General features: G+C 39.3%; 19 protein-coding genes. 12 read left to right on the forward strand and 7 right to left on the reverse strand.

Annotation, left to right across the window (positions count from 1 at the left end):
- Positions 1-11 precede the first annotated feature (11 nt).
- Entirely contained in the window at positions 12-998 is a 987-nt protein-coding gene (ygfZ, locus tag ACE2AL_RS06790; protein WP_206082648.1) for a tRNA-modifying protein YgfZ, read from the reverse strand.
- Between the two features lie 250 nt (positions 999-1,248).
- On the opposite strand from ygfZ, the gene sdhE reads away from it, so the two are divergent.
- Entirely contained in the window at positions 1,249-1,515 is a 267-nt protein-coding gene (sdhE, locus tag ACE2AL_RS06795; RefSeq protein WP_206082647.1) for an FAD assembly factor SdhE, read from the forward strand.
- The gene (locus tag ACE2AL_RS06800) at positions 1,445-1,906 is read left to right on the forward strand and encodes a protein YgfX (protein WP_241016779.1); all 462 of its coding nucleotides are present in this window, start codon (positions 1,445-1,447) and stop codon (positions 1,904-1,906) included. The genes sdhE and ACE2AL_RS06800 overlap by 71 nt, the downstream gene beginning before the upstream one ends.
- A 55-nt stretch (positions 1,907-1,961) precedes the next feature.
- Here the strand turns inward: ACE2AL_RS06800 and fldB are convergent, their stop codons facing one another.
- Positions 1,962-2,480: a flavodoxin FldB gene (fldB, locus tag ACE2AL_RS06805; RefSeq protein WP_206082645.1), complete on the reverse strand. Its 519-nt coding sequence runs from the start codon at positions 2,478-2,480 to the stop codon at positions 1,962-1,964.
- A 117-nt stretch (positions 2,481-2,597) separates the two neighbouring features.
- Here fldB and xerD point away from each other — a divergent pair, with 117 nt between their 5' ends.
- From xerD to ACE2AL_RS06840, 7 genes are all read left to right on the forward strand, one after another.
- Positions 2,598-3,500: a site-specific tyrosine recombinase XerD gene (gene xerD, locus ACE2AL_RS06810; protein WP_206082644.1), complete on the forward strand. Its 903-nt coding sequence runs from the start codon at positions 2,598-2,600 to the stop codon at positions 3,498-3,500.
- 17 nt (positions 3,501-3,517) lie between these two features.
- Entirely contained in the window at positions 3,518-4,222 is a 705-nt protein-coding gene (gene dsbC / locus ACE2AL_RS06815) for a bifunctional protein-disulfide isomerase/oxidoreductase DsbC (protein ID WP_206082643.1), read from the forward strand.
- A gap of 9 nt (positions 4,223-4,231) precedes the next feature.
- Entirely contained in the window at positions 4,232-5,965 is a 1,734-nt protein-coding gene (gene recJ / locus ACE2AL_RS06820; protein ID WP_272539131.1) for a single-stranded-DNA-specific exonuclease RecJ, read from the forward strand.
- Positions 5,966-6,091: 126 nt separating this feature from the next.
- Positions 6,092-7,193, forward strand: a protein-coding gene (gene prfB, locus ACE2AL_RS06825; RefSeq protein WP_206082641.1) for a peptide chain release factor 2 whose coding sequence is annotated in 2 segments (ribosomal slippage) — positions 6,092-6,169 and positions 6,171-7,193 — 1,101 coding nt in all. Because the reading frame shifts where the segments join, the coding sequence is not laid out codon by codon here.
- 7 nt (positions 7,194-7,200) lie between these two features.
- Positions 7,201-8,715: a lysine--tRNA ligase gene (gene lysS, locus ACE2AL_RS06830; protein WP_375084170.1), complete on the forward strand. Its 1,515-nt coding sequence runs from the start codon at positions 7,201-7,203 to the stop codon at positions 8,713-8,715.
- A gap of 838 nt (positions 8,716-9,553) precedes the next feature.
- On the forward strand, positions 9,554-10,102 hold the full coding sequence (locus ACE2AL_RS06835; protein WP_272539132.1) for a hypothetical protein: 549 nt from the start codon (positions 9,554-9,556) through the stop codon (positions 10,100-10,102).
- 20 nt (positions 10,103-10,122) lie between these two features.
- Positions 10,123-15,621, forward strand: a complete 5,499-nt coding sequence (locus tag ACE2AL_RS06840; RefSeq protein ID WP_375084171.1) for a hypothetical protein — start codon at positions 10,123-10,125, stop codon at positions 15,619-15,621.
- Positions 15,622-15,824: 203 nt separating this feature from the next.
- On the opposite strand, the gene ACE2AL_RS06845 is transcribed toward ACE2AL_RS06840, so the two are convergent.
- The 3 genes from ACE2AL_RS06845 to ACE2AL_RS06855 all read right to left on the reverse strand — a co-directional run bounded on the left by ACE2AL_RS06845 (position 15,825) and on the right by ACE2AL_RS06855 (position 18,331).
- Positions 15,825-16,646, reverse strand: coding sequence for an AraC family transcriptional regulator (locus tag ACE2AL_RS06845; protein ID WP_349415790.1), 822 nt, complete (start codon positions 16,644-16,646; stop codon positions 15,825-15,827).
- 891 nt (positions 16,647-17,537) lie between these two features.
- A complete protein-coding gene (locus ACE2AL_RS06850) occupies positions 17,538-17,906 on the reverse strand; it encodes a nitrous oxide-stimulated promoter family protein (protein WP_272573511.1) in 369 nt (122 codons plus the stop codon).
- 212 nt (positions 17,907-18,118) lie between these two features.
- Entirely contained in the window at positions 18,119-18,331 is a 213-nt protein-coding gene (locus ACE2AL_RS06855) for a DUF465 domain-containing protein (protein ID WP_206082636.1), read from the reverse strand.
- Between the two features lie 267 nt (positions 18,332-18,598).
- Between ACE2AL_RS06855 and eco the strand changes: the two genes are divergently transcribed.
- Entirely contained in the window at positions 18,599-19,075 is a 477-nt protein-coding gene (gene eco / locus ACE2AL_RS06860) for a serine protease inhibitor ecotin (protein ID WP_206082635.1), read from the forward strand.
- Between the two features lie 63 nt (positions 19,076-19,138).
- Here eco and ACE2AL_RS06865 read toward each other — a convergent pair whose 3' ends face one another.
- Complete coding sequence (locus ACE2AL_RS06865; RefSeq protein ID WP_206082634.1) at positions 19,139-19,576, reverse strand: universal stress protein; 438 nt, start codon at positions 19,574-19,576, stop codon at positions 19,139-19,141.
- Between the two features lie 299 nt (positions 19,577-19,875).
- On the opposite strand from ACE2AL_RS06865, the gene ACE2AL_RS06870 reads away from it, so the two are divergent.
- Positions 19,876-20,805 (forward strand): cation diffusion facilitator family transporter, encoded by a 930-nt coding sequence (locus ACE2AL_RS06870; RefSeq protein WP_206082633.1) that lies wholly within the window; start codon positions 19,876-19,878, stop codon positions 20,803-20,805.
- A gap of 240 nt (positions 20,806-21,045) precedes the next feature.
- Complete coding sequence (locus ACE2AL_RS06875; RefSeq protein WP_375084172.1) at positions 21,046-22,086, forward strand: galactose-1-epimerase; 1,041 nt, start codon at positions 21,046-21,048, stop codon at positions 22,084-22,086.
- A gap of 80 nt (positions 22,087-22,166) precedes the next feature.
- Here the strand turns inward: ACE2AL_RS06875 and ACE2AL_RS06880 are convergent, their stop codons facing one another.
- Positions 22,167-23,621 carry a bifunctional 2-methylcitrate dehydratase/aconitate hydratase gene (locus ACE2AL_RS06880; protein WP_206082631.1) on the reverse strand — a complete coding sequence of 485 codons (1,455 nt, stop codon included), beginning with the start codon at positions 23,619-23,621 and terminating at the stop codon, positions 22,167-22,169.
- Positions 23,622-23,627: the final 6 nt, after the last annotated feature.

A 23,627-nucleotide genomic window follows, 5' to 3' on the forward strand; every position in this document is an offset into this window, starting at 1 on the left:
AAAAACCTCAATTAATGTTCTTCTTCTAATGAATAAGGTAAAGCGGCAATGGTTAAATGGCTTTGTTCATCAGCCATGACACGAAAAATGCTGTCGGCTTCCATATCGTTATTCATAATGATTTGCACATAAATTTCACCATTACCTAGGCGAACAGCGGCAAGAACAGTTCCTGTGCGGCGCCACTTGTCACCCAATTGCCATTCTACACCTTCGCCAATAGCTGGAAGTGTTGTGGCAGTGCCTTTTAATAAATACATCGCACGTTTATTAGCACCACGGAATTTTGCTCGAGCGACCATTTCTTGGCCAGTATAGCAGCCTTTTTTAAAGCTGATCCCGTGAGGAAGTGCTTGCAGATTAGTTGCTTGCGGCAGGTGCTGTGCGCTGTTTTCTTGGTCGATAACTGCGAAACCCGCTTCGAGATCTAACGCGAGCCATTGGTCATCGTTGACTTGAGTCGCACCTAATGTTTCAGCCATTTTTTGTGCAACGTCCTCAGTGGCTAACACTAAAAAACGTTCAGCAGGTAATGAAAAATACAACAACGTAGCATCACCCTCAGAGACAACTTGGTTTTGCTCATCAGGTAACGTGGTAAATAACGTTGCGAGTGCTTCTCTTGCCCCTTTTCCTGCAACACCGAGTAATTTTATCTCGGTTTTTTTCTCAAAAGTTACCTTGGAGAAAACAGCGTATTTTTTAAGCTCAGCTAATTGCGAGTCTGCAACACTGCGCCTAAGCAAATAAGAAAAACCCTCTAAATGATGAAATAAGCGTAGGTCACTCCACATTTTTCCTTTTGGGTCACAATGTGCTGTTAAAGTATGAGCTTGTCCCAGTGTGGTGATATCTGCAGTTACTTGTCCTTGCAGATATTTTTCTGCATCGAGGCCTGCAAGATGAATAAGTTCCCAGTTTTCCAGTGAAATCAAAACGAGTGGTAAAGACTGAGATTCAAGGGGAAATTGCTGTGTACTATCAATGTGGGTAGTCATGATTTCACCTGTTGTTCTTGGATAGATTAAAGGTGCTTAATGGTAAAATAGCTAGATAACATTGCAAGTAGTTATTATGATGCAGCTTGCATTATCTCGGATTTTTTTATCATCTGTTTGTAGAAAAACGGCATTTTACTACTAAAATTACAACAATGTAGTCTATGACATGTTTTCTTCGCAGATAATCTGTTAGAGTATTGAAAATAATCAATCTTATCAGTTAACTGCAACAAAAGGTCGTAGTGGAATGGATATTGAGAATAAAGCACGAATTCATTGGGCTTGTCGTCGTGGAATGCGTGAGCTAGATATTTCAATCATGCCTTTTTTTGAGTATGAATACGATAGCTTAACGGTACACGACAAACAAATTTTTGTTCGTTTATTAGAGTGTGCGGATCCAGACTTATTCAATTGGTTAATGAATCACGGTCGTCCTGAGGATGACGAGTTGTTCCGTATGGTCAAACTTATTCAGGAAAAAAATAAAAATCGTGGTCCTGTGGAAATCTAATCTCTCCATTTCATGGAAGACACAATTTTTTTCTACCTGTGTTCATGGTGTCGTTGGCATATTTTTGCTATTGGCTCCATGGTCACAAGGTAATTCTGTGTTTTGGCTGCCATTACTCGTTGTTGTGGTGGCTAGTTGGGCTAAAAGCCAAAAAAATATCAGCAAAATAAAAGGTGTTGCTGTACTGGTAAACGGTAATAAAGTTCAATGGAAGAAAAACGAATGGAATATCGTGAAAGCGCCGTGGCTGACCCGCTATGGTATATTACTGACACTGGAAGCTCTGCAAGGAAAGGCGCAGAAGATTCATTTGTGGGTTGCCAGAGATTCAGTTTCAGAAGAAAACTGGCGGAATCTCAATCAGTTATTGCTCCAATACCCAGATATTTAAAAGTGAGTTCAATCCATAGTTAAGTAGGAACAATATTTACCGCCAGAATTGCGTCTTAAAGGGACGCTTCAATTTCTTGTAAAATTTGTACGCACCATTGGGCAATGCGTTCATCAGTTTGTTCAAATTGGTGCACTTCATCAAGCGCAAGCCCCACAAACATATCGCCTGTTTCATTTAAAGGTTTTGGGCTATCAAAAGTATATCCTTCGGTTGGCCAAAAACCGATAAACTGCACGCCCGTCGGTTTAAGTTGATGGTATAGCAACCCTAATGCATCGAGGAACCACTCACTATAATCTATTTGATCGCCTAACCCGTACATAGCAACAATTTTGCCCGTTAAGTTAAGGTTGGGAAGCGCGTCCCAAATTTCTAGCCAGTCTTCCTGTATTTCACCGAAATCCCAGGTGGGTATTCCCAAAATTAGAATATCATACTGTTCCATTTCACTGGGGGGAGTATCATTAACATTATTCAGTGTGACGAAATCATCACCGAGAATATCACGTATTTTTTCAGCAACCATTTCGGTATAACAGGTGCTAGAACCGTAAAAAAGGCCTATTTTCATATATATTATTACTACGTCCAGCTATGGTTTTGATGACAAGAGGGGTATTGTAACAGAAGCCCCCCCTTTCAGGCATAATAGAATCGTGTGGTATTATTCAAAGGAAACGAATTAGCTGTGGAAACAAAACACCTTAATCCATTAATTGAGCAATTTCTTGATACAATCTGGCTTGAACAGGATTTAGCGGAAAACACATTAGCATCGTATCGTAATGACCTTCAATCACTAGATAGATGGCTTGATGCGCATCATTTACATTTAGAGAGTGTTCAATCAATTGATTTGCAATCTTTTCTCGCTGAACGTATTGATGGTGGTTATAAGGCCGCTAGCTCTGCTCGTTTATTAAGCGCGATGCGTCGCCTATTTCAATACTTATATCGAGAAAAGTTGCGTAGCGATGATCCTTCAGCTGTCATTGCAGCACCTAAAATACCGCAGCGATTACCAAAAGACCTCAGTGAACAACAAGTCGATGATTTATTAAATGCGCCTGCAACAGAAGACTCCCTAGAATTGCGGGATAAAGCCATGCTAGAGGTTTTATATGCCTGCGGTTTACGTGTTTCTGAACTGATTGGTTTAACGTTTTCTGACATTAGTTTGCGCCAAGGCGTCATTCGTGTTGTCGGTAAAGGCGATAAAGAAAGATTGATTCCTTTGGGGGAAGAGGCAATATATTGGCTGGAAAAATATATTGATGAAGGTCGCCCTGATTTATTAAAGGGTAAAACTAGTGATATTTTGTTTCCGAGTAAACGTGGAACAAAAATGACCCGGCAGACATTTTGGCATCGAATAAAGTACTACGCGGTGCTGGCACAAATTGATGCAGAATCACTCTCGCCTCACGTCCTTAGACATGCCTTTGCAACACATTTATTGAACCATGGGGCAGATTTACGTGTCGTACAGATGTTATTAGGCCACAGCGATTTATCAACAACGCAAATTTATACCCATGTTGCGACTGAACGATTACGCGCGCTACATGAACAACATCATCCAAGAGGATGACAATTAAAGGATTATTAATGAAACGCAAATTGCTATTACTGGCGGTGGCTTGTTTTGCTGCGATTACCGCGAACGCATACAGTGCAACGGAAGAGATAGTCATTCGTGATACATTGGCAAAATACGATATGACAGTGGAGTCAATTAAACCTTCACCTATCGTTGGGTTGAATGTGGTCGAAACGACGACGGGTATCGTCTACATTACGGATGATGGTAAGTATTTACTTCAAGGGCCAATTTACGATATGAGTGGAAAAAACCCCGTGAATATTAGTAACCAGCCGCTAATGAAAAAGGTTGAAGCCCTTAAAAATGAAATGATTTATTTTAAGGCGCCACAAGAAAAATACGTGGTCACTGTCTTCACTGATATTAGTTGCGGATATTGCAAAAAGCTCCATGAAACTGTCGGCGAGCTTAATAGTAAAGGTGTGACGGTGCGTTACCTTGCTTACCCTCGTCAAGGTGCCCAAAGTGATGTAGGTAAAAAGATGGCGTCTATTTGGTGTAATGGCTTACCACAAAATGCGTTAACACAAGCGTTTAAGGGTGAAGAAATCGCTATGATAGACAACTGTAAAATTGATCTAAGTAAGCATATGAATGTAGCTAATTTATTTAAAGTGACTGGCACCCCCGCGATTATTTTACCTAATGGTCAAATGTTACCTGGCTTCCTAAAACCTGATGCACTTATTCAATTACTCGACGAAAAATAGTTAATTATTGTGAATGTAGAAACTTTTTTACGACAACGGCACGTTGATGGTGAGTCTGCTCAACTTCCAGGGCTCCCTGAATTATTGCAGCGTATTTACTTGCATCGTGGTATTACGGATATGGCTCAGCTGGAGCGTAAAGCCACAAATTTGCTGGATTATCGTTCGCTATCAGGCATTGAGAATGCACTTGCCTTACTTTACCGAGCACTGACTGAGCACGAATCCATTACCATTGTAGGGGATTTTGATGCGGACGGTGCAACAAGTACAGCACTGGCTATTCGTGCATTAAAATCGATGGGTTATGCCAATTTAAATTATATCGTACCGAATCGTTTTGAAAATGGTTATGGTTTAACACCGCTGGTGGTTGAAGAAGCACACAAGCGGGGGGCAAATTTAATTATCACCGTGGATAATGGTATTTCATCTCATGAAGGTGTAGTCGTTGCAAAGCAATATGGGATTAATGTCATCATTACCGATCACCATTTACCAGGAGAAACGCTGCCTGAAGCCGACGCTATTATTAATCCAAACCTCAATGAGTGTCACTTTGGCTCAAAATCATTAGCAGGCGTCGGGGTGACATTTTATTTAATGTCAGCACTGCGCGCACATTTACGTCAAAAAGAATGGTTTATCCAACAAGGGTTAAGCGAACCTAATTTAGCCGAATATCTTGATTTGGTTGCATTAGGCACGGTGGCGGACGTGGTACCTCTTGATACCAACAATCGGATACTGGTTCACCAAGGATTAAACCGTGTTAGAGCAGGGCGTTGCTGCGCAGGTATTAAGGCACTCGTTGAGGTGTCAAAGCGTGATTTACCAAGGCTAGTTGCCAATGATTTTGGTTTTGCCCTTGGCCCACGGTTGAATGCGGCGGGTCGGTTGGATGATATGTCTGTGAGTATTGAATTACTGCTGACTGATGATATGGCTTATGCGAGGGAGCTTGCTAACGAATTAGATGGGTTAAATCAAACTCGTCGTGAAATTGAACAGGGAATGCAGCACGAAGCGTCGGTGCTTTTTAACAAATTTGAGTACAGTGATAATCAACTACCCAATGGCCTTGCCATTTATCACCCTGAGTGGCATCAAGGGGTTGTTGGGATTTTAGCATCTAGAATTAAAGAGCAATATCATCGGCCTGTGATTGCATTTGCTCCCGCAGGGGATGGCGTACTCAAAGGTTCTGGGCGTTCAGTTCAAGGTGTGCATATGCGTGATGCCCTTGAACGTTTAAATACCTTGCAACCTGGATTAATGCAAAAGTTTGGTGGCCACGCGATGGCTGCGGGTTTGACTTTAGACGAAAGTAAATTTGAGGATTTTAAGCATCATTTTGAGCGTTTAATGGGGGAGCTCATTAAACCAGAACAATTAGCGGGTGTTGTTTGGAGCGATGGTGAGCTGTCTCGCAACGAGTTTTGCCTAGAAACCGCAGAATTAATTCGTGAAAGCGGGCCATGGGGGCAATCATTCCCCGAACCCGTGTTTGACGGACACTTTTTATTATTACAGCAACGGTTAGTGGGAGAGCGCCACCTTAAACTGATGGTAGAACCTGCCAATGGCGGTCCAATGCTGGATGCAATTATGTTTAACATTGATGTGCGCAGATGGCCAGATAACAGCATTAAGAAAGCTAAAATTGCGTTTAAACTCGATGTAAATGAATACCGAGGGCAACGAAGCGTACAATTAATGGTTGAGCATATTTGGCCTGATTAAACACAAATATTATCGATGAGTATGGGATGAAATAGCGTTTTAGGGTGCTATAAACCTGAGATAAATTCCGTTATACTAATTGGTTTGTAAATAAAAATTATTTTGACCAACCATAAGATATTGAAAATGACGTTTGAAATAAACCCAGTAAAAAGTAAGATTCAGGACCTGTCTGATCGGACATCGGTTCTGAGGGGGTATCTTTGACTATGATGCCAAGAAAGAACGCTTAGAAGAAGTCAACGCAGAGCTAGAGCAACCCGATGTCTGGAATGAGCCAGAAAGAGCGCAAGCTCTTGGTAAAGAACGCTCATCTCTTGAGGCGATAGTTGAAACAATCGATCAACTAACACAAGGTCTTGAGGATGTTGAAGGTTTATTGGAGTTGGCCGTTGAGGCTGACGATGAAGATACCTTCAATGAAGCGGGGGCGGAGCTTGAATTACTACAAGGCAAATTAGAGCAATTGGAATTTCGCCGCATGTTTTCGGGTGAATACGACAGCGCTGATTGCTATATCGACTTACAAGCGGGTTCTGGTGGTACTGAAGCTCAGGATTGGGCAAGTATGTTATTACGTATGTACTTGCGTTGGGCGGAGTCGAAGGGCTTTAAAACCGAGATTATTGAAGAGTCTGATGGTGATGTCGCGGGTCTAAAATCAGCGACAGTGAAAATTATTGGCGACTACGCTTACGGCTGGTTAAGAACAGAGACTGGGGTTCACCGTTTAGTTCGTAAGAGTCCATTTGACTCGGGCGGGCGTCGTCATACTTCGTTTAGCTCAGCCTTTATTTACCCTGAAGTTGATGACGATATTGATATCGAAATTAACCCAGCGGACTTACGTATTGATGTGTACCGCGCTTCAGGTGCGGGTGGTCAGCACGTAAACAAAACGGAGTCAGCGGTACGTATTACTCATATTCCAACGAATATTGTGACGCAGTGCCAGAACGACCGTTCGCAGCATAAAAATAAAGACCAAGCAATGCGCCAGTTAAAAGCGAAGCTATATGAACTGGAAATGCAAAAGAAAAATGCGGACAAGCAAGCGATGGAAGAGAACAAATCAGATATTGGCTGGGGAAGCCAAATTCGTTCTTATGTCCTTGATGATGCAAGAATAAAAGATTTACGTACTGGTGTGGAAACGCGTAACACGCAAGCCGTACTGGATGGTGATTTGGATAAATTCATTGAAGCTAGTTTAAAAGCTGGCCTGTGAGGGAAAAATGTCTCAAGAGCAACAGGGTGCAGAACAGGCTCCCGATTTGAATAACGAACTTAAAACCCGTAAAGAAAAACTTGCGGCGTTGCGTGAAAAAGGAATTCCATTCCCAAATGATTTTCGTCGTGAAGATCTTTCAGACAAAATCCATGCTCAGTATGGTGAAAAGTCATCGGAAGAGCTGGAAGACTTGAATATTGAAGTCTCTATCGCGGGTCGTATGATGACGCGCCGTATCATGGGTAAAGCTTCATTTGCAACATTGCAAGATGTTGGTGGCCGTATTCAAATCTACGTATCACGTGATGACTTAGCGGAAGGCGTTTATAACGAACAGTTCAAAAAATGGGACTTGGGTGACATTTTAGGTGCGAAAGGGCGTTTATTTAAAACGAAAACGGGTGAACTCACTGTTCATTGTCATGAAGTACGTTTGTTAACCAAAGCCTTGCGTCCATTGCCAGATAAATTTCACGGTTTATCAGACCAAGAAACACGTTATCGTCAGCGTTATTTGGATTTGATTGCAAATGATGAATCACGTAACACCTTCATTGTGCGCTCTAAAATCTTAGCTGAAGTCCGTAACTTCATGGTTGGTCGTGATTTTATGGAAGTGGAAACCCCAATGATGCAAGTTATTCCAGGTGGCGCATCAGCACGTCCATTTATCACGCACCATAACGCGTTAGATATCGATATGTATTTGCGTATCGCACCAGAACTGTACTTAAAACGGTTAGTGGTCGGTGGTTTCGAACGCGTTTTTGAAATTAACCGTAACTTCCGTAATGAAGGTTTATCGCCTCGTCATAACCCTGAGTTCACTATGATGGAACTCTATATGGCGTATGCAGATTACCGTGATTTGATTGAATTAACGGAAGATTTATTCCGTACACTGACACAAAAAGTGTTAGGCAACACAGTCGTTCAGTATGGCGACCAACAGTTTGATTTTGGTCAGCCGTTCACTAAATTGACCATGAAGCAAGCTATCTGTAAATATCGTCCAGAAACCAATGTGGCTGATTTAGACGATATGGATAAGGCCGTTGAGATTGCACAATCATTAGGTATTAAGATTGAGAAAAGTTGGGGCTTAGGTCGTGTCCAGTGTGAAATCTTTGAGGAAGTCGCTGAAAGCCACTTAATTCAACCAACATTTATCACTGAATACCCTGCTGAAGTTTCACCTTTAGCACGTCGTAATGATGACAATCCATTTATTACTGACCGTTTTGAGTTCTTTATTGGTGGTCGTGAAATTGGTAATGGTTTCTCGGAATTAAATGATGCAGAAGACCAAGCAGAACGTTTTGCTGAGCAAGTTCGTCAAAAAGACGAAGGTGATGATGAAGCAATGTTCTATGACGAAGACTATGTTACTGCTTTAGAACATGGTTTACCGCCAACTGCAGGTCTTGGTATTGGTATCGACCGTATGGTGATGTTATTCACTAACAGTCATACCATTCGTGATGTTATTTTATTCCCAGCATTACGTCCGACAAAATAGCCGATGTTGTTTTTGTGCCCAGATAATACTGGGCACATCATTTTACTCTTAATATGTTCAAACTTTCCTTGTTTTTTATTCTACGTATCTTGCGACTCCTCAAGCCTCTCAATCTAATATCAACATAATATGTGCCAGTCTTTTTTTTGTTCGTATTCGCTAATTAGCGGAAAGTAGTCTATATAATAATGTTAAAAATAAATTTGAGTTACGAATAGTATCAATTTAGTATAAGTAATTATTCCAAAGAGTTGGTATAATTACACAAGTGCTACGTATGGTATATGTTGGTTTTTTGAAATATAACCTATTGAGAATGCATGAAATTTATTGTTCGCTGTCTTTTTTATAAATGAATTCCAAGTAAGTTACTTGTTTTTGAGTTTTTAAGTAAAGTGGTTGCACTGAAATGTTTTTAAAGCAGTACAGATACTGTGAGAGTGCTTAAAACACTCTTCTTGTGTAACAAAAAACTATTTTATTTGTTAGTAAGTGTTACAACAGGAAGATAAAAAAGAACGCGGGTTTTGTGTTATTGAGCTGTTATGTTTATGGTTACATAAACTAGTAAAATAATGTTTGGATAACATAATATAATTAAATAGCACCTTAAATGTGTTAATTTATGACTGTCTTGGTGTATTAATAAGAATAAGCTCATAAAAGTTACGAAAGGGTAGCGATTAAATAAGTTTAAAACTAAAATTATTTTAATCTAAATTTATGAGATGACTCTATTTCTACATTCGGACTTATAGAAAATAGCTAACTTTTAGCTTACACTAGGTTTCTTGGACATCATTATAATAGCGAAGAAAAGTACTGGTAAGGTAACCATATGTTTTTAAAAAATAAATTTCATGTTGCATCTTTGCTTATAGCAGGTACGGCTCTTCTTTCTGGCTGTACATTTGGCTCAGACACATACAATACAGCAACACCGAATACCCCAAGTAAACAAACCGTAACAGCAAATACCGCCCCTGCTGCTGAGCAACCATCAGCAAGTGCGACCCAAGCTGATGATTCTTATCCAGAATCACAAAAAGTTTTAAATAGCGCTATTAATCGTACACCAATAGCGTCAACAACTTATGGACAAAGTGGCGCTGATCAACAAACATTTGCTCACCTAAATACGTGTGTTAAGGAATTAAACGCACTAAAAACACTTTCGCCAAAGGATTACAACCGTTTAGTAGGTTCATTCAAAGAGGTTAGTGAAATCAATCGTCTCTACAGAGAAGTTGAAGGCACTGCTAGCCCTGACACAATTGAATTACTGCAAATGGCGATTGAATCTAAAACGAAAGTACTCTGTGCAAAAGTTCGCTATAACTCAGTATTGTCTACCGAATCAACATTGAAGAAAATTAGTGGATTATGAGAATAAACCTTAGGCTTTGTGTGTCGCTGGCACTTGTTACGACATTTTTTAGTCATGCTCCAAAAGCAGACAAATTTAATAGCGTTATTGATGATTTTGACACTTACCTCCAATTGGAAAGCGAAGGCAAAGTAAAAGAGCAAAAACAACAACAACAGCCAGTTAATACACAAGCTCAAGGTTACGATATTTTCTCTTCACTCTCGACAGTGCCTGCGCCGAAGGAAAAACAAAAGTCTGCGGCAGCGAATAAAGGAACCAAAGGGAAAACTACGGGTAAAAGAAAGTCTGGCGTAGCATCGGCAAGCCAAGTTGATTCGGCTAAAGTGACGCCAACAGAACCAGAAAAAACGATTTTTTCTGATGTCTGTGCGGTGACAACAGATAACGCGTCTGCGCCAATTTTACTCTCCTCCTATCCATACTTTTTTCAAAGTAACCAATGGAGCCCTGAATATTTAGCAAGGGACTTTGCTAAATATCAGTTAGTTCTCGATCCTCTTGGGTTGTATTCTTCTAAATTTGCCAGACCCTCAGGAATAGATACCTCAGCCTATCTTGAACAACTTGCAAAATTAATTGAACGCCAGCAGCTAACCAATTTGTATAAATTTGGTATTGCACAAGGTGTAGGACAACTTATTTCGTATAACAATTTGTTAAATGATGAACAACTTGTCGCTGAGCTAATTAACCACAATAAGAGTATCGCGCAATTAACACAGACAATTGCAGAAAAAGAATTTGAAATTAATCAGCTTAATGACGATGTTAAACAAAATAAAAATCAAATTGCGCAATTACAAGCACTATTAAATTCATCTTCAGATGATCAATCGTTAATTGATACGCTAAATCGTAAACTGGCAGAAGCGGAAAAAACGATTGAACAGAAACAGAATAATTTAACGCAGCTTAGCCAAGAGAATCAGCAAACCCAAGAAACGATTGCTCAACTTGAAAAACAATTAAATGAAAGTGCAATTGAACAATCTAAAATCAAACAACAACTTGCTGAGAAAGAGGAGCTGTATGCCTCTGCAAATTTAAAAATTGAGCAGTTAACGGCAGATATTGCAAAATTAGAGCTGGATGCTAAAAACCAATTACAGCTTGCAGGAAATTCAGATGAGCAAGTGAAATTAGTGACCAATGAACTTTTGCAGCAAAAAGAATTACTCAAACAAAAAGAAATTGAACTAAATACTGCAAAAAATGAAAAAGATGTTGCCCAGTCGGCTTTGAGTGCTCAGCAAGCAGACGCCAAACAATTAGAGCAGCAAAATCAACAATTGTTAGCTCAGTTAGCAGAGAAAGAACAGCTAGCGGAAAAAATCCAGGCTTCTTTAACTGAAAAAACAGCACAAGCAGAGCAAAAAGTTGTATTAGAGAAAGCGTTAAAAGAGTCACAAACAGCACAAAATGCTCTGATGGCCCAGTTAGCTTCAAGTGAAAAACAGCAGGCTGAGCTGCAAGCGAAACTAAGCCAAAATGAACAAAATTATGTCACTGCACAGGCTCAGTTGAAGCAAGCCGATGCGGATTTACAGCAATTACGTAAAGATGTTGAAAAGCAAACGGCATTACTAAATCAAGCCAGTGATGCACAAGTGAAAGCAATAACGGCTGATTTAAATAAACAGATAGCGTTGCTAAAACAAAAAGAAGATGGGTTGAAAAAAGCGCAAGCAGATAGCGAATCAACCCGTGATGCGCTGGCCAAACAGCAAGCTGCAGCCAAAGAGCTTGAGCAGAAAAATCAGCAATTAGCCGCGCAACTAACAGAAAAATCGCAACAGGCCGATAAAATTCAAGCTGCATTAGCTGAACAAACGGCGAAGGCTGCGGATAAAGCCGCGTTAGAAACAGAATTAGCGGCAGCGAAGAAACAGTTAGCTGAACATGAATCACTGCAAAATACGTTGGCGAAACAGCTGGCAAGCAGTGAAAAACAGCAGGCTGAGCTACAAGCGAAACTAAGCCAAAATGAACAAAATTATGCCACTGCACAGGCTCAGTTGAAGCAAGCCGATGCGGATTTACAGCAATTACGTAAAGATGTTGAAAAGCAAACGGCATTACTAAATCAAGCCAGTGATGCACAAGTGAAAGCAATAACGGCTGATTTAAATAAACAGATAGCGTTGCTAAAACAAAAAGAAGATGGGTTGAAAAAAGCGCAAGCAGATAGCGAATCAACCCGTGATGCGCTGGCCAAACAGCAAGCTGCAGCCAAAGAGCTTGAGCAGAAAAATCAGCAATTAGCCGCGCAACTAACAGAAAAATCGCAACAGGCCGATAAAATTCAAGCTGCATTAGCTGAACAAACGGCGAAGGCTGCGGATAAAGCCGCGTTAGAAACAGAATTAGCGGCAGCGAAGAAACAGTTAGCTGAACATGAATCACTGCAAAATACGTTGGCGAAACAGCTGGCAAGCAGTGAAAAACAGCAGGCTGAGCTACAAGCGAAACTAAGCCAAAATGAACAAAATTATGCCACTGCACAGGCTCAGTTGAAGCAAGCCGATGCGGATTTACAGCAATTACGTAAAGATGTTGAAAAGCAAACGGCATTACTAAATCAAGCCAGTGATGCACAAGTGAAAGCAATAACGGCTGATTTAAATAAACAGATAGCGTTGCTAAAACAAAAAGAAGATGGGTTGAAAAAAGCGCAAGCAGATAGCGAATCAACCCGTGATGCGCTGGCCAAACAGCAAGCTGCAGCCAAAGAGCTTGAGCAGAAAAATCAGCAATTAGCCGCGCAACTAACAGAAAAATCGCAACAGGCCGATAAAATTCAAGCTGCATTAGCTGAACAAACGGCGAAGGCTGCGGATAAAGCCGCGTTAGAAACAGAATTAGCGGCAGCGAAGAAACAGTTAGCTGAACATGAATCACTGCAAAATACGTTGGCGAAACAGCTGGCAAGCAGTGAAAAACAGCAGGCTGAGCTACAAGCGAAACTAAGCCAAAATGAACAAAATTATGCCACTGCACAGGCTCAGTTGAAGCAAGCCGATGCGGATTTACAGCAATTACGTAAAGATGTTGAAAAGCAAACGGCATTACTAAATCAAGCCAGTGATGCACAAGTGAAAGCAATAACGGCTGATTTAAATAAACAGATAGCGTTGCTAAAACAAAAAGAAGATGGGTTGAAAAAAGCGCAAGCAGATAGCGAATCAACCCGTGATGCGCTGGCCAAACAGCAAGCTGCAGCTAAAGAGCTTGAGCAGAAAAATCAGCAATTAGCCGCGCAACTAACAGAAAAATCGCAACAGGCCGATAAAATTCAAGCTGCATTAGCTGAACAAACGGCGAAGGCTGCGGATAAAGCCGCGTTAGAAACAGAATTAGCGGCAGCGAAGAAACAGTTAGCTGAACATGAATCACAGCAAAATACGTTGGCGAAACAGCTGGCAAGCAGTGAAAAACAGCAGGCTGAGCTACAAGCGAAACTAAGCCAAAATGAACAAAATTTTACAACGGCTAAAGGGCAGTTGGACAAAGCTAATGCAGACCTGCTAAAACTGCAAAAAGACGTTGAAAAACAAACTGCATTAATGGAGCAAGCGAACGATAAACAAATCAAAGCATTAACGCTTGATCTTAATAAGCAAGTTGCGCGACTTCAAGAGAAAGAAGCCGATTTGAAAAAAGCCCAAGTAGAAAGCCAATCAACCCGTGATGCGCTCGCCAAACAGCAAGCTGCAGCCAAAGAGCTTGAGCAAAAAAACCAACAATTAGCCGCACAATTGAGTGAAAAAGCTCAGCAAGCAGATAAAATTCAAGCATTATTGTCTGCTCAAACAGTTAAAGCGGAAGGCAAAGTTAGCTTGGCAAGTGAGTTAGCATTGGCGCAAAAACAATTGGTTGAACACCAAAATGCACAGAATGCGTTAGCTAAACAAGTGGCTGATAGTGAAAAACAGCAGGCTGAGTTGCAAGCCAAATTAAGCCAAAATGAACAAAATTATGTTGCTGCGCAAGAGCAATTAAACAAAGCTAACTTAGAGCTTAAAACGTTAAAAGCGAATATAGAAACCAAAACTGCATTAATGAACCAAGCTACGGATCAGCAAATTAAAGCATTAACTGTCGATTTAAATAAACAAATTGCATTGTTAAAGCAAAAAGAAGATGGCTTGAAGAAAGCAGAGACAGATAGCCGTTTAGCGAAAGAGGCATTGACGAAGCAACAAGTAACATCGAAAGAATTAGAGCAAAAAAATCAGCAACTTTCGGCTCAATTGAAAGACAAAACACAGCAAGCAGATAAAATCCAAGCGTCACTCGTTGAGCAATCGGCTAAAGTTGCTCAAAAAATTACGCTAGAATCTGAGCTTACACTGGCTAAACAGCAATTAGAAGAGCATCAAGCAGCTCAAAATACGCTTTCTAAACAATATACAGAAAGCCAGAAACAGCTGCAGAAACTTCAGGCCACATTGACTGAAAATGAGCAAAATTATGTGTCGGCTCAGAAGCAGCTGGCTCAGGCTAATGATAACTTGCAAAAACTGCAAAAAGACGTTGAAAAACAAACGGCATTAATTGGTCAAGCAAGTGACCAGCAAGTAAAAGAATTAACGGCAGATTTGAATAAGCAGTTAGCGTTGTTGAAGCAAAAAGAAGATGCTTTGGGTAAACTTGATTCAGAGAAAAAAGCGATTCAAGATGCACTTATGGCACAAGAAAGTGAAAGAAAAAAACTCGAATTACAAAATTCACAATTTGCAAAACAAACAAAAGAACAAGAATCGCAAATTAGCAAGCTTGAAAATGAAATAGCGGCTAAGGCTAAAAAACAAGCAGAGGTTGAGTCACAACTGGCTGATGCAAATAAACAAATTAGTGCTTTGAAATTAGATACTCAAAAATTGGATTCTGCAACCAAAGCACAAAAAGAATTAGCTTCTGCGCAAGAGCAATTGAAAAAACTACAGGCTGAGCTAGAGAAGCAAAAATCATTCTCAAGTGATGAGGTACTTAAATCACAAATTATGGATTTAAATCGTCGTATAACTTTGTTGCAAGACGAAAATAATGCGTTAAAAGCGAAAGGTAACACTGGCTCGAACGCAGGGCTAGCAGGACGCGTGCCACCAAGTAAAGATATCAAGGTCGTTGCCGCAGAAAATGCTAAGAAAAATCAGAAGATAATTCAAGATATTACGGCACAAAAATACAGTAAGCTGGATAATAATACATACTATAAAATTATTCAGCGTGGTACGCCGATTAACGATGTTAAAAAGAAAGACATCACATTTATTATGAGAGAGCAGTTAACGGATGGAACGGTTACTGTTATGTATACGGATAAAAACCCTGTGACGCTGCCTTATAATGAATTACCGACGCCATTAAATTCGTTTGTTGAACGTGCAGGGGAAGGCGGGATGGTGAAAGTTTATATTAAGCCAGAAGGTGGTTATGGGGTAGAGGGAGTTCCAGGTGAAATACCACCAAACTCTATGTCTATCATTGACTTGAAGATCATGAAAGTCAAATAACCAAAGAATTCGTTTAGGTTTTTGAAAGGGTGATTTGTCATTCAGGCAAATTGCCTTTTTTTATGGCGAGTAACTGGAGATGAAAAATAGTTAAAAGTGAAATAAAGGAAGGGACTTTGGGTTGCCTTTCTGCCAGATTATAGTTAAATCATAAATTTCTATAACTGACAGGGCATGTGTCTATATTCGGTTTTATTGAGTAATTAAGAGGTTATTCTTGATTTACTCGGGGTGTAACCAAATCGCTTTCGATAACTCTGTGTGAAATAAGATTGGCTAGAGAAGCCTGCTTCCATTGAAACTTCAACAATGCTCATTGATGTATTTACCAATAATTGGTGTGCATACATAATTCGTTTTTCACTGATCCATGAACGGGGTGATGTTGCATAAACGGTATTAAATAGTTCCTTAAATGTTGTTAAACCCATTCCAAATGTACGAGCGAATTCACTTAACTTCCATTCCTTCAAATAATTATTTTCCATGAATAATTGCAATCGTTGGGCTTGACGGTTACTTAATTGCTTAAAGTTAGAAAGTAAAATAGCACCTTGCTCACTGTAGGATAATAACAGCAATAATTCGCTTATTCGTAATGATACGATAGCTTCAGGATAATCGTGGTCAATGATTGCATTTAAGCTATTTTTAATGTCTTTAATTAATGGAAATGAGGTAAACTTGATGACATCAGATGATGTATCTTCAAATCGCTCGATCTCAGTCAGTTGTGAACCGTGTAGAGTAATAAACTCACGTAGAAAGTCATCGTTTAAACCTACCCAGAGTAACTGACAATCTGTTGTTAAATCAGCAGACTGAAATGAGTAAGAGCCTTGTTTATGGTATAAAATATCACCTTCATTTAAAGTTTGTACATTGGCAGGGGTTTCCAGTAATAGTGTTCCTTTTTCTACAATAATGACGCCTTTGGATGTTAAATCGATAATGGTATGTGCTACCTCGTTATCAATAGTCATTTTTTTTATAACGGTCTGATTTAAATTGCTTTTAACTTGCATTATAGCCACCTAAGTAATCGTATTCATACTATTTAAATATCACTATCAAAATTAAATATCAAAAAAAGAAATGACTTTGATATAAAAAATCGACATTACCTGTATGGTTGAAATTATATAAATCGATTATTTATGTGTCATTTTGTTATTTTAAATATAAATAAATGTTTCAAAATATAGTTTTTCCGAATCAATTGGCATTATAGATCGGATTTACAAATGCTATTAAGCTTGTTATTTTATAATATTCTATAGTTACGGGTAACATATGGTTTATTATTCTGATTTTAACATTCTGTCTGGTTGTAAATTTTTTGTTGTTTTTTACCCTTTAATCGTGTTTTTTTTCTATTTTTGTATAGGATCATCATTTTTCGTGTAGTAATCGGTTTTATTGCCATGACAATAATTGATTAAATACTCGTAAAAAATATTATTTATAAGTAATTTTTATGTATTTATTAATTGTTTAATTGAGTTATTTATTAAATTTGTCGTCATGATTAGTTATTTTTATTTAAATGGCATTTAATTGCATGATAATGAGATATATGTCTCTATTTTCAATTGATAGGTGGTGTTAATGGTTTTAATAGGTAATATAAATATAGATTTTGGTAATTAGTTATTTTGGGTTACTATTTTTTATAAGGGCATATTTCAGTCATAAATAGTCAGTGTTAAGGTGATGGATTCCAGTATTTCTCATTTTTATGTTTACGCATAAAAGGTGTTTTTGTAGAAAAACATAAATATATCAGTTGGATATTGATAATTTCTTAATGGTGAGAGTATATTGAAAGAATAAGACTACCTTATGTAAATAAGCATAAAAAATGTAGCTTACGCTTATGTGGATTATGCTGTAATATTTCTGCCCTTAAGTTAATTCTACTTATTTATGTCTTGGTTCTGCGCTGCGCGCTTATTAACTTTAGCTGGAAGTTTGGGCACTGGCTTACGGTCATCAAGTAGGTGTCGAATTGCGAGTATTGGATGGTGTAACAGCATTTTAGGGCCAGCCCAGCGCATCACTGCCTTCATTTGTTCTCGCATTTTCGGTTGGTAGCAATGAATAGGGCATTGTTTGCAGGCAGGCTTTGCTTCCCCATAACGACATTTCTCTAAGCGATTAACGGCATAAGTGAAAAGCTTTTGATAATAATCTGGTATGTCATTGGGGGCTGAGTGCGCTTTCTCATAGATGTTGATCATTTTTTCAATCGTTTTAATTTCCCGATTTATTCGTTTACCAACCATGATTGTCTCTGCTTAAAATAAAACATGCATTTAATATACATTTTAATGGTTTCAATAGAAAGCTTATGAGAGCTTAACGATGGATTCTTTGATAGAGTTCAATAAATTTGGGGATAATGAAAAAGAGGGCTAACCAGTGGGCCACCCTCTTTTACTGAAACCACTTGGATATTCAATAAAAAGATAAACTCATCGAGCCTATCTTTAATAGGTTACAGACTAGATTGCATTATTTTTTGCATTTCATCTTTAAGATGTAATTTTTCTTTTTTTAGTTTGGCTACGTGCTCGTTATAACCAGCGCCAGATGGGCCTTCGAGTTTACTGATTTCTTTATCGAGTCGATGATGCTTTTCATATAACGTTTGAAAACGGGGATGTGTGGATACTAATTTTGAAACTAAATCTTGATCTGCTGATAACATACTACCTCCTCAGAATGTATTAAGCCTCAAATTTAGTATAATCAGTGCGCATATTTTGTGCATTAAATTAGCGGGTAATTTACATAATTTTTATCATTTTTATGATCCTTATACTAAAATTAAGTACTATTACGTCTATCTACTGTGAAAAACCTATATTTTTGTAATTAAGAATCATCTATAGTGATAATTGCAGTGTAATTGACTTACTATGTAATGGAACTTAGAGTTTTTAATTGATTTTCTCTTTTGAAATAGGAATAAATGATGAAAAAAGCGATTTTATCTGTAATGGCAGCGGCACTTGTCTCATCTTGTGCAGTAGCAACGGAGGACTTGGAAAAGATCGCACCATATCCAAAAGCAGAATCAGGTATGACTCGTCATGTGATTCAACTTGCAAACCAGCAAAATGAAAATAACTTTATGGTTGAGCTGGTCATTGGTAAAACAATTAAAGCAGATTGTAACCATCAGTGGTTTATGGGGGATCTTGATAAGAAAACCTTAGAGGGGTGGGGTTACGACTACTATAAATTGGATGAAATTAAAGGGCCTGCATCAACAATGATGGCCTGTACTAAGCCAGCTGAAGATCGTTTTATCACAACTCAATTAGGTGATGATGCGTTTGTTCGTTATAACAGCAAGCTCCCTATTGTTGTTTATGCGCCTGCAGATATGGATGTTAAATATCGTATTTGGTCAACAGACGATAAGCTAATTGATTCCACCAAAAAATAAATAAAAAATGCCGCTAATTGAAGGTGACCCCCATAAATTTGCGGCATTTTTTTATCTATTATTTTAGCGGATCACAAAGACCGATGTTTTTGCATGACGAACAATAGCTGACGCTGTTGAACCTAATAAATAAGTTGAGGTACTTGGATGGTGTGAGCCCACCATGATTAAATCCGCATCAATCTCTTGTGCGTAATCTAAGATTTCATCTTTCGCTGAGCCAATGCTGACTTTGCAATTAATCTGAGCATCTGGCACTTTTATGTCTTTAATTATTTCTTCCAGTGCACGCATCGCTAAAACAGAGCGTTCCGCAGAGTTTTTTTGACTCTCGGGCAATGCGGCGATTTCAATACCAAAAAATAATTCAACACTCGGAATGACGGATAAAAAATGAATTTCAGGTGCCCCCAACATGGCTAAGGCTTCAACGTGTTTTATGATGTCCTGATTCAGCTCATCTTCTAGTAAATCAATAGGAACTAGAATTTTTTTATACATAGCCACCTCATTCATATGTTATTTGAAATCGATTATAGCAATTCACTATTTATATACTATAAGTTAAATAAGATAGAAGAAATGCTATTAAGTGCGCATTTATCGCTATTTTAAATAATGAACGCATTTGTAATCAAAAATAAAGAATAACCATTTTCATCCAAGCTAACTGGTTACAAATTATCATGAGACATTTAACATTTAATGTGCGAGTATTGGCAGAGTATTTATTTAACTTATTGATTTAAAAAGTTTATTTAAATGATAATTATTTTGTTTTTCATTAAAGAAATGATGGTATGAATAAAAATGAAGCGGTAGGGCAGCCAAGCAAGGAATTTGTCGTTCAGCAGGCTAAATTTAAGGCGGCGAAAAAAAGCACATTGATTAGTGTGTTGGTCAATACGCTGCTATCTATTTGGCAGATCATTATTGGTATTTTTTCTCACTCGTCAGGTTTAATCGCTGATGGGATCCACACATTATCCGATTTAATCGCGGATTTTGTTGTTCTGATCGCCAATAAAAAGAGCCACAAAAAACCAGATGAAGACCACCCTTATGGACATTTTCGTTATGAAAATGGGGCATCATTGATTTTGGGGATTATTTTATTGATTGTTGGAGTGGGAATGGTGTGGTCTGCCATTGAAAAGCTACTCAATCCTGATTTGATCCCTGAAGTTCATATGATTGCATTAGTGGCAGCATTGGTTGCATTAGTCGCAAAAGAGGGATTATTCCGTTATATGTTGTATGTAGCAAAGAAAGTGAATTCCAGCATGTTAGTTGCAAATGCATGGCACGCACGTTCTGATGCTGCATCTTCTTTGGTTGTGGCTATTGGTATTGTGGGTAATTTATGTGGACTGCGTATTTTTGATCCACTTGCTGCAATGATTGTGGGGACATTTGTTTTCAGAATGGGTTTTAAATTTACCAATCAATCTATGCAAGATTTAATGGATAAAGGCGCTGATGAGGAGACACTACAAGAAATCCGCGATGTACTAGATAGCATCGACGAATTATCGGGTTATCATGATTTAAAAACCCGCAAATCAGGGGATTTTTTATTAGTTGATGTGCATTTAGAGCTTGATGGAAATATGAGTATTACACAAGGGCATGATATTGCTGTTAATACACGTAAAAAACTCATGGAAAACCCACAAATTTTAGATGTGATGACTCACTTAGACCCTTACGACAAACACATCAAGCATTAATAAAATGGTTACCAATATGTTTTCAAAATAACCGAATTTTGTGTCTTATTCGGTTATTTTTTTGTCACATTAAAACAATATCAGCCAATAAGTTATTGCACTCAATAGGCAACCAGTGGAAAATCAACTTGTTGTTGCAGGATGGAACAATTTTTTTGTTCACGCGGAAGGGGCGGTTGAGCAAATGTTAATATTTTACCCCTTCAGCTGAATAGATTACTGTCGAATATTGAGGGAAAAATGCGGTTTACTCAAGAACAGCGTCACGCTATCCGATCGCCAAAAGTTATTGCACTGACTAATCAAAATGGAATGAAAGTTTTACTCACAAGTTTAGGCGCCAGCTGGGTTAGCTGTATATTGCCTTTACCAAGTGGGAAGCGAGATGTGGTTTTAGGGTCACCCAACATGGCGAAGCAGATGGAGCAGGGTGTTTATCTCGGTGCGACCATCGGGCGAGTTGCAAACCGCATTTGTGGCTCACGATTTACGTTAAATGGCCATCAATATACAGTTTCCAATAATCAAAATATCCACTGTTTACATGGTGGAAAAAGCAATTTTAGCTATCGAATTTGGGGGATCATTCAGCCTAGTCCATCCAAAGCGGTTTTTTCTTTAGTTTCGCCTGCGGGGGATCAAGGCTTTCCAGGGACATTATTGGTTGAGGTTAGCTATGAACTAACTGAAGATAATCAAGTGGTTATTGATTATAAATACCAATCAACAGAAGATTGTCCAGTGAACCTGACGAATCACACCTATTTTAACCTTGCGGGGGAAGATTCAGCTCGAACCGTATTTGAGCATGACTTGCAGATAGCGGCTGATACATTTTTACCGACAACCGCGGAAGGGCTGCCAACAGGGGAGTGGCGGGATGTCACTGATACGAACTTTGATTTTCGAGCGAGCAAACGCATTGGCCGAGATTTTTTACAAGATGATGTACAAGCGGCGGTTGGTGGGTATGACCATACGTTCATCTTTAATAGCGGTATGGCGGATGGGCTGCAAACGGTGGCAACATTAGGTGCGCCTGATGGTGATGTACAGATGAAAATTAGCACAACAATGCCTGCGATGCAGCTTTATAGTGGTAATCAGTTGTTTGCTATTGCAGGAAAAAGCCAAACTTATACCGCATATTCAGGGGTGGCTTTAGAAACACAGTTTCCACCTGATGCGGTCAATCACCCTGAATGGGGGGATCTATATACGGGTATTGCTGAATCACAGCGGATTTATTCCAGTCAAACCCGCTATCAATTTATTTTTTAATTTATTGATGCTAAAAAATAGCAACGCCGCAATATCGCAATATATAGCGGCGTTTTGTCATTATTAAAGGTGGAACGAGCTTAAATCACAAATAAATCCATATATTCATTTACGGACATTTTTTCTAACATGGGTTTATCGAGTGATGCTTGAAGAATACGCAGCTGCTGCGCTTCAGGAAACTGCCTTGCCAAGTTAATTCTAAATTTCTTCAATAACAACGGCATCCCTTCTTTACGGCGGCGTTTATGGCCTACAGGGTATTCAATCACCACTTCATCCAACACGTGACCATCATTTAGCGTAATGGTTAATCCATTAGAAATTGAACGTTTATCTGGGTCATGGTAGTCGGCGGTAAATTGCGTGTCTTCATGGCAATGTATTTTGGCACGAAGCGCATCAATACGGCTATCTTGCGCAATGTTATCTTCATAGTCAGCGGCGGTGAGTCGACCAAAAATTAGTGGCACAGCCACCATGTATTGTATGCAATGGTCACGGTCAGCAGGGTTATTGAGTGGGCCTTTCTTATCAATAATGCGAATACAGGCTTCATGGGTGCGAATTGTAATTGATGCAATATCATCGGCACTTTTACCCATTGCGGCTAATGTTCTATGTAATTGTAATGCAGCTTCGACGGCGGTTTGAGAGTGAAACTCAGCGGGGAAAGCGATTTTAAACAATACGTTTTCCATAACATAGGAACCATAAGGGCGTTGGAAGCGAAGCGGCTGCCCCTTAAATAAAACGTCATAAAACCCCCATGTTTTGGCAGTCAATGCCGTTGGGTAGCCCATTTCGCCTTTTTGCGCCATCAATGCGAGCCTAACTGCACGGGAGGTTGCATCTCCTGCTGCCCATGATTTTCTTGAACCTGTATTCGGCGCATGGCGGTAAGTACGTAAGCTGTGGCCATCAATCCACGCTAGGGAAATAGCATTGAGGATCTGTTCGCGGTTTAAACCTAACATTTGTGAGACAACAGCTGTTGAGGCGACTTTGACTAAAATAACATGGTCGAGCCCGACTTTGTTAAAGGCATTTTCAAGGGCGATGCACCCTTGAATTTCGTGTGCTTTAATCATAGCCGTTAATACATCTTTAATGATTAACGGTTTTTTGCCTTTAGCTAGATTTTCCCTCGATAACCAATCGGCGGTAGCAAGGATGCCACCTAAGTTATCTGAAGGGTGGCCCCATTCAGCGGCGAGCCAAGTATCATTAAAATCAAGCCAGCGGCACATTGTGCCAATATTAAAAGCACCTTGAACAGGGTCTAATTGAAATTGGGTGCCAGGAATTTTAGTGCCATTGGGAACAATTGTTCCTGGTACTATTGGGCCTAACAGTTTTTTACAGGCCGGGTATTCTAACGATTCCATGCCGCAGCCTAGCGTATCGAGCAGGCAATGATAGGCGGTATCGTAAGCTAGTTCAGAAACAATTGGGTAATCCATTACATAATCAACAATGTCACTGATAACTTTATCAAATTCAATTTTTTGAGAACTCACGGTTTGTGTTGTCATTATTTT

This window comes from Providencia xihuensis (genome assembly GCF_041953405.1).
Lineage (GTDB): Bacteria > Pseudomonadota > Gammaproteobacteria > Enterobacterales > Enterobacteriaceae > Providencia > Providencia vermicola.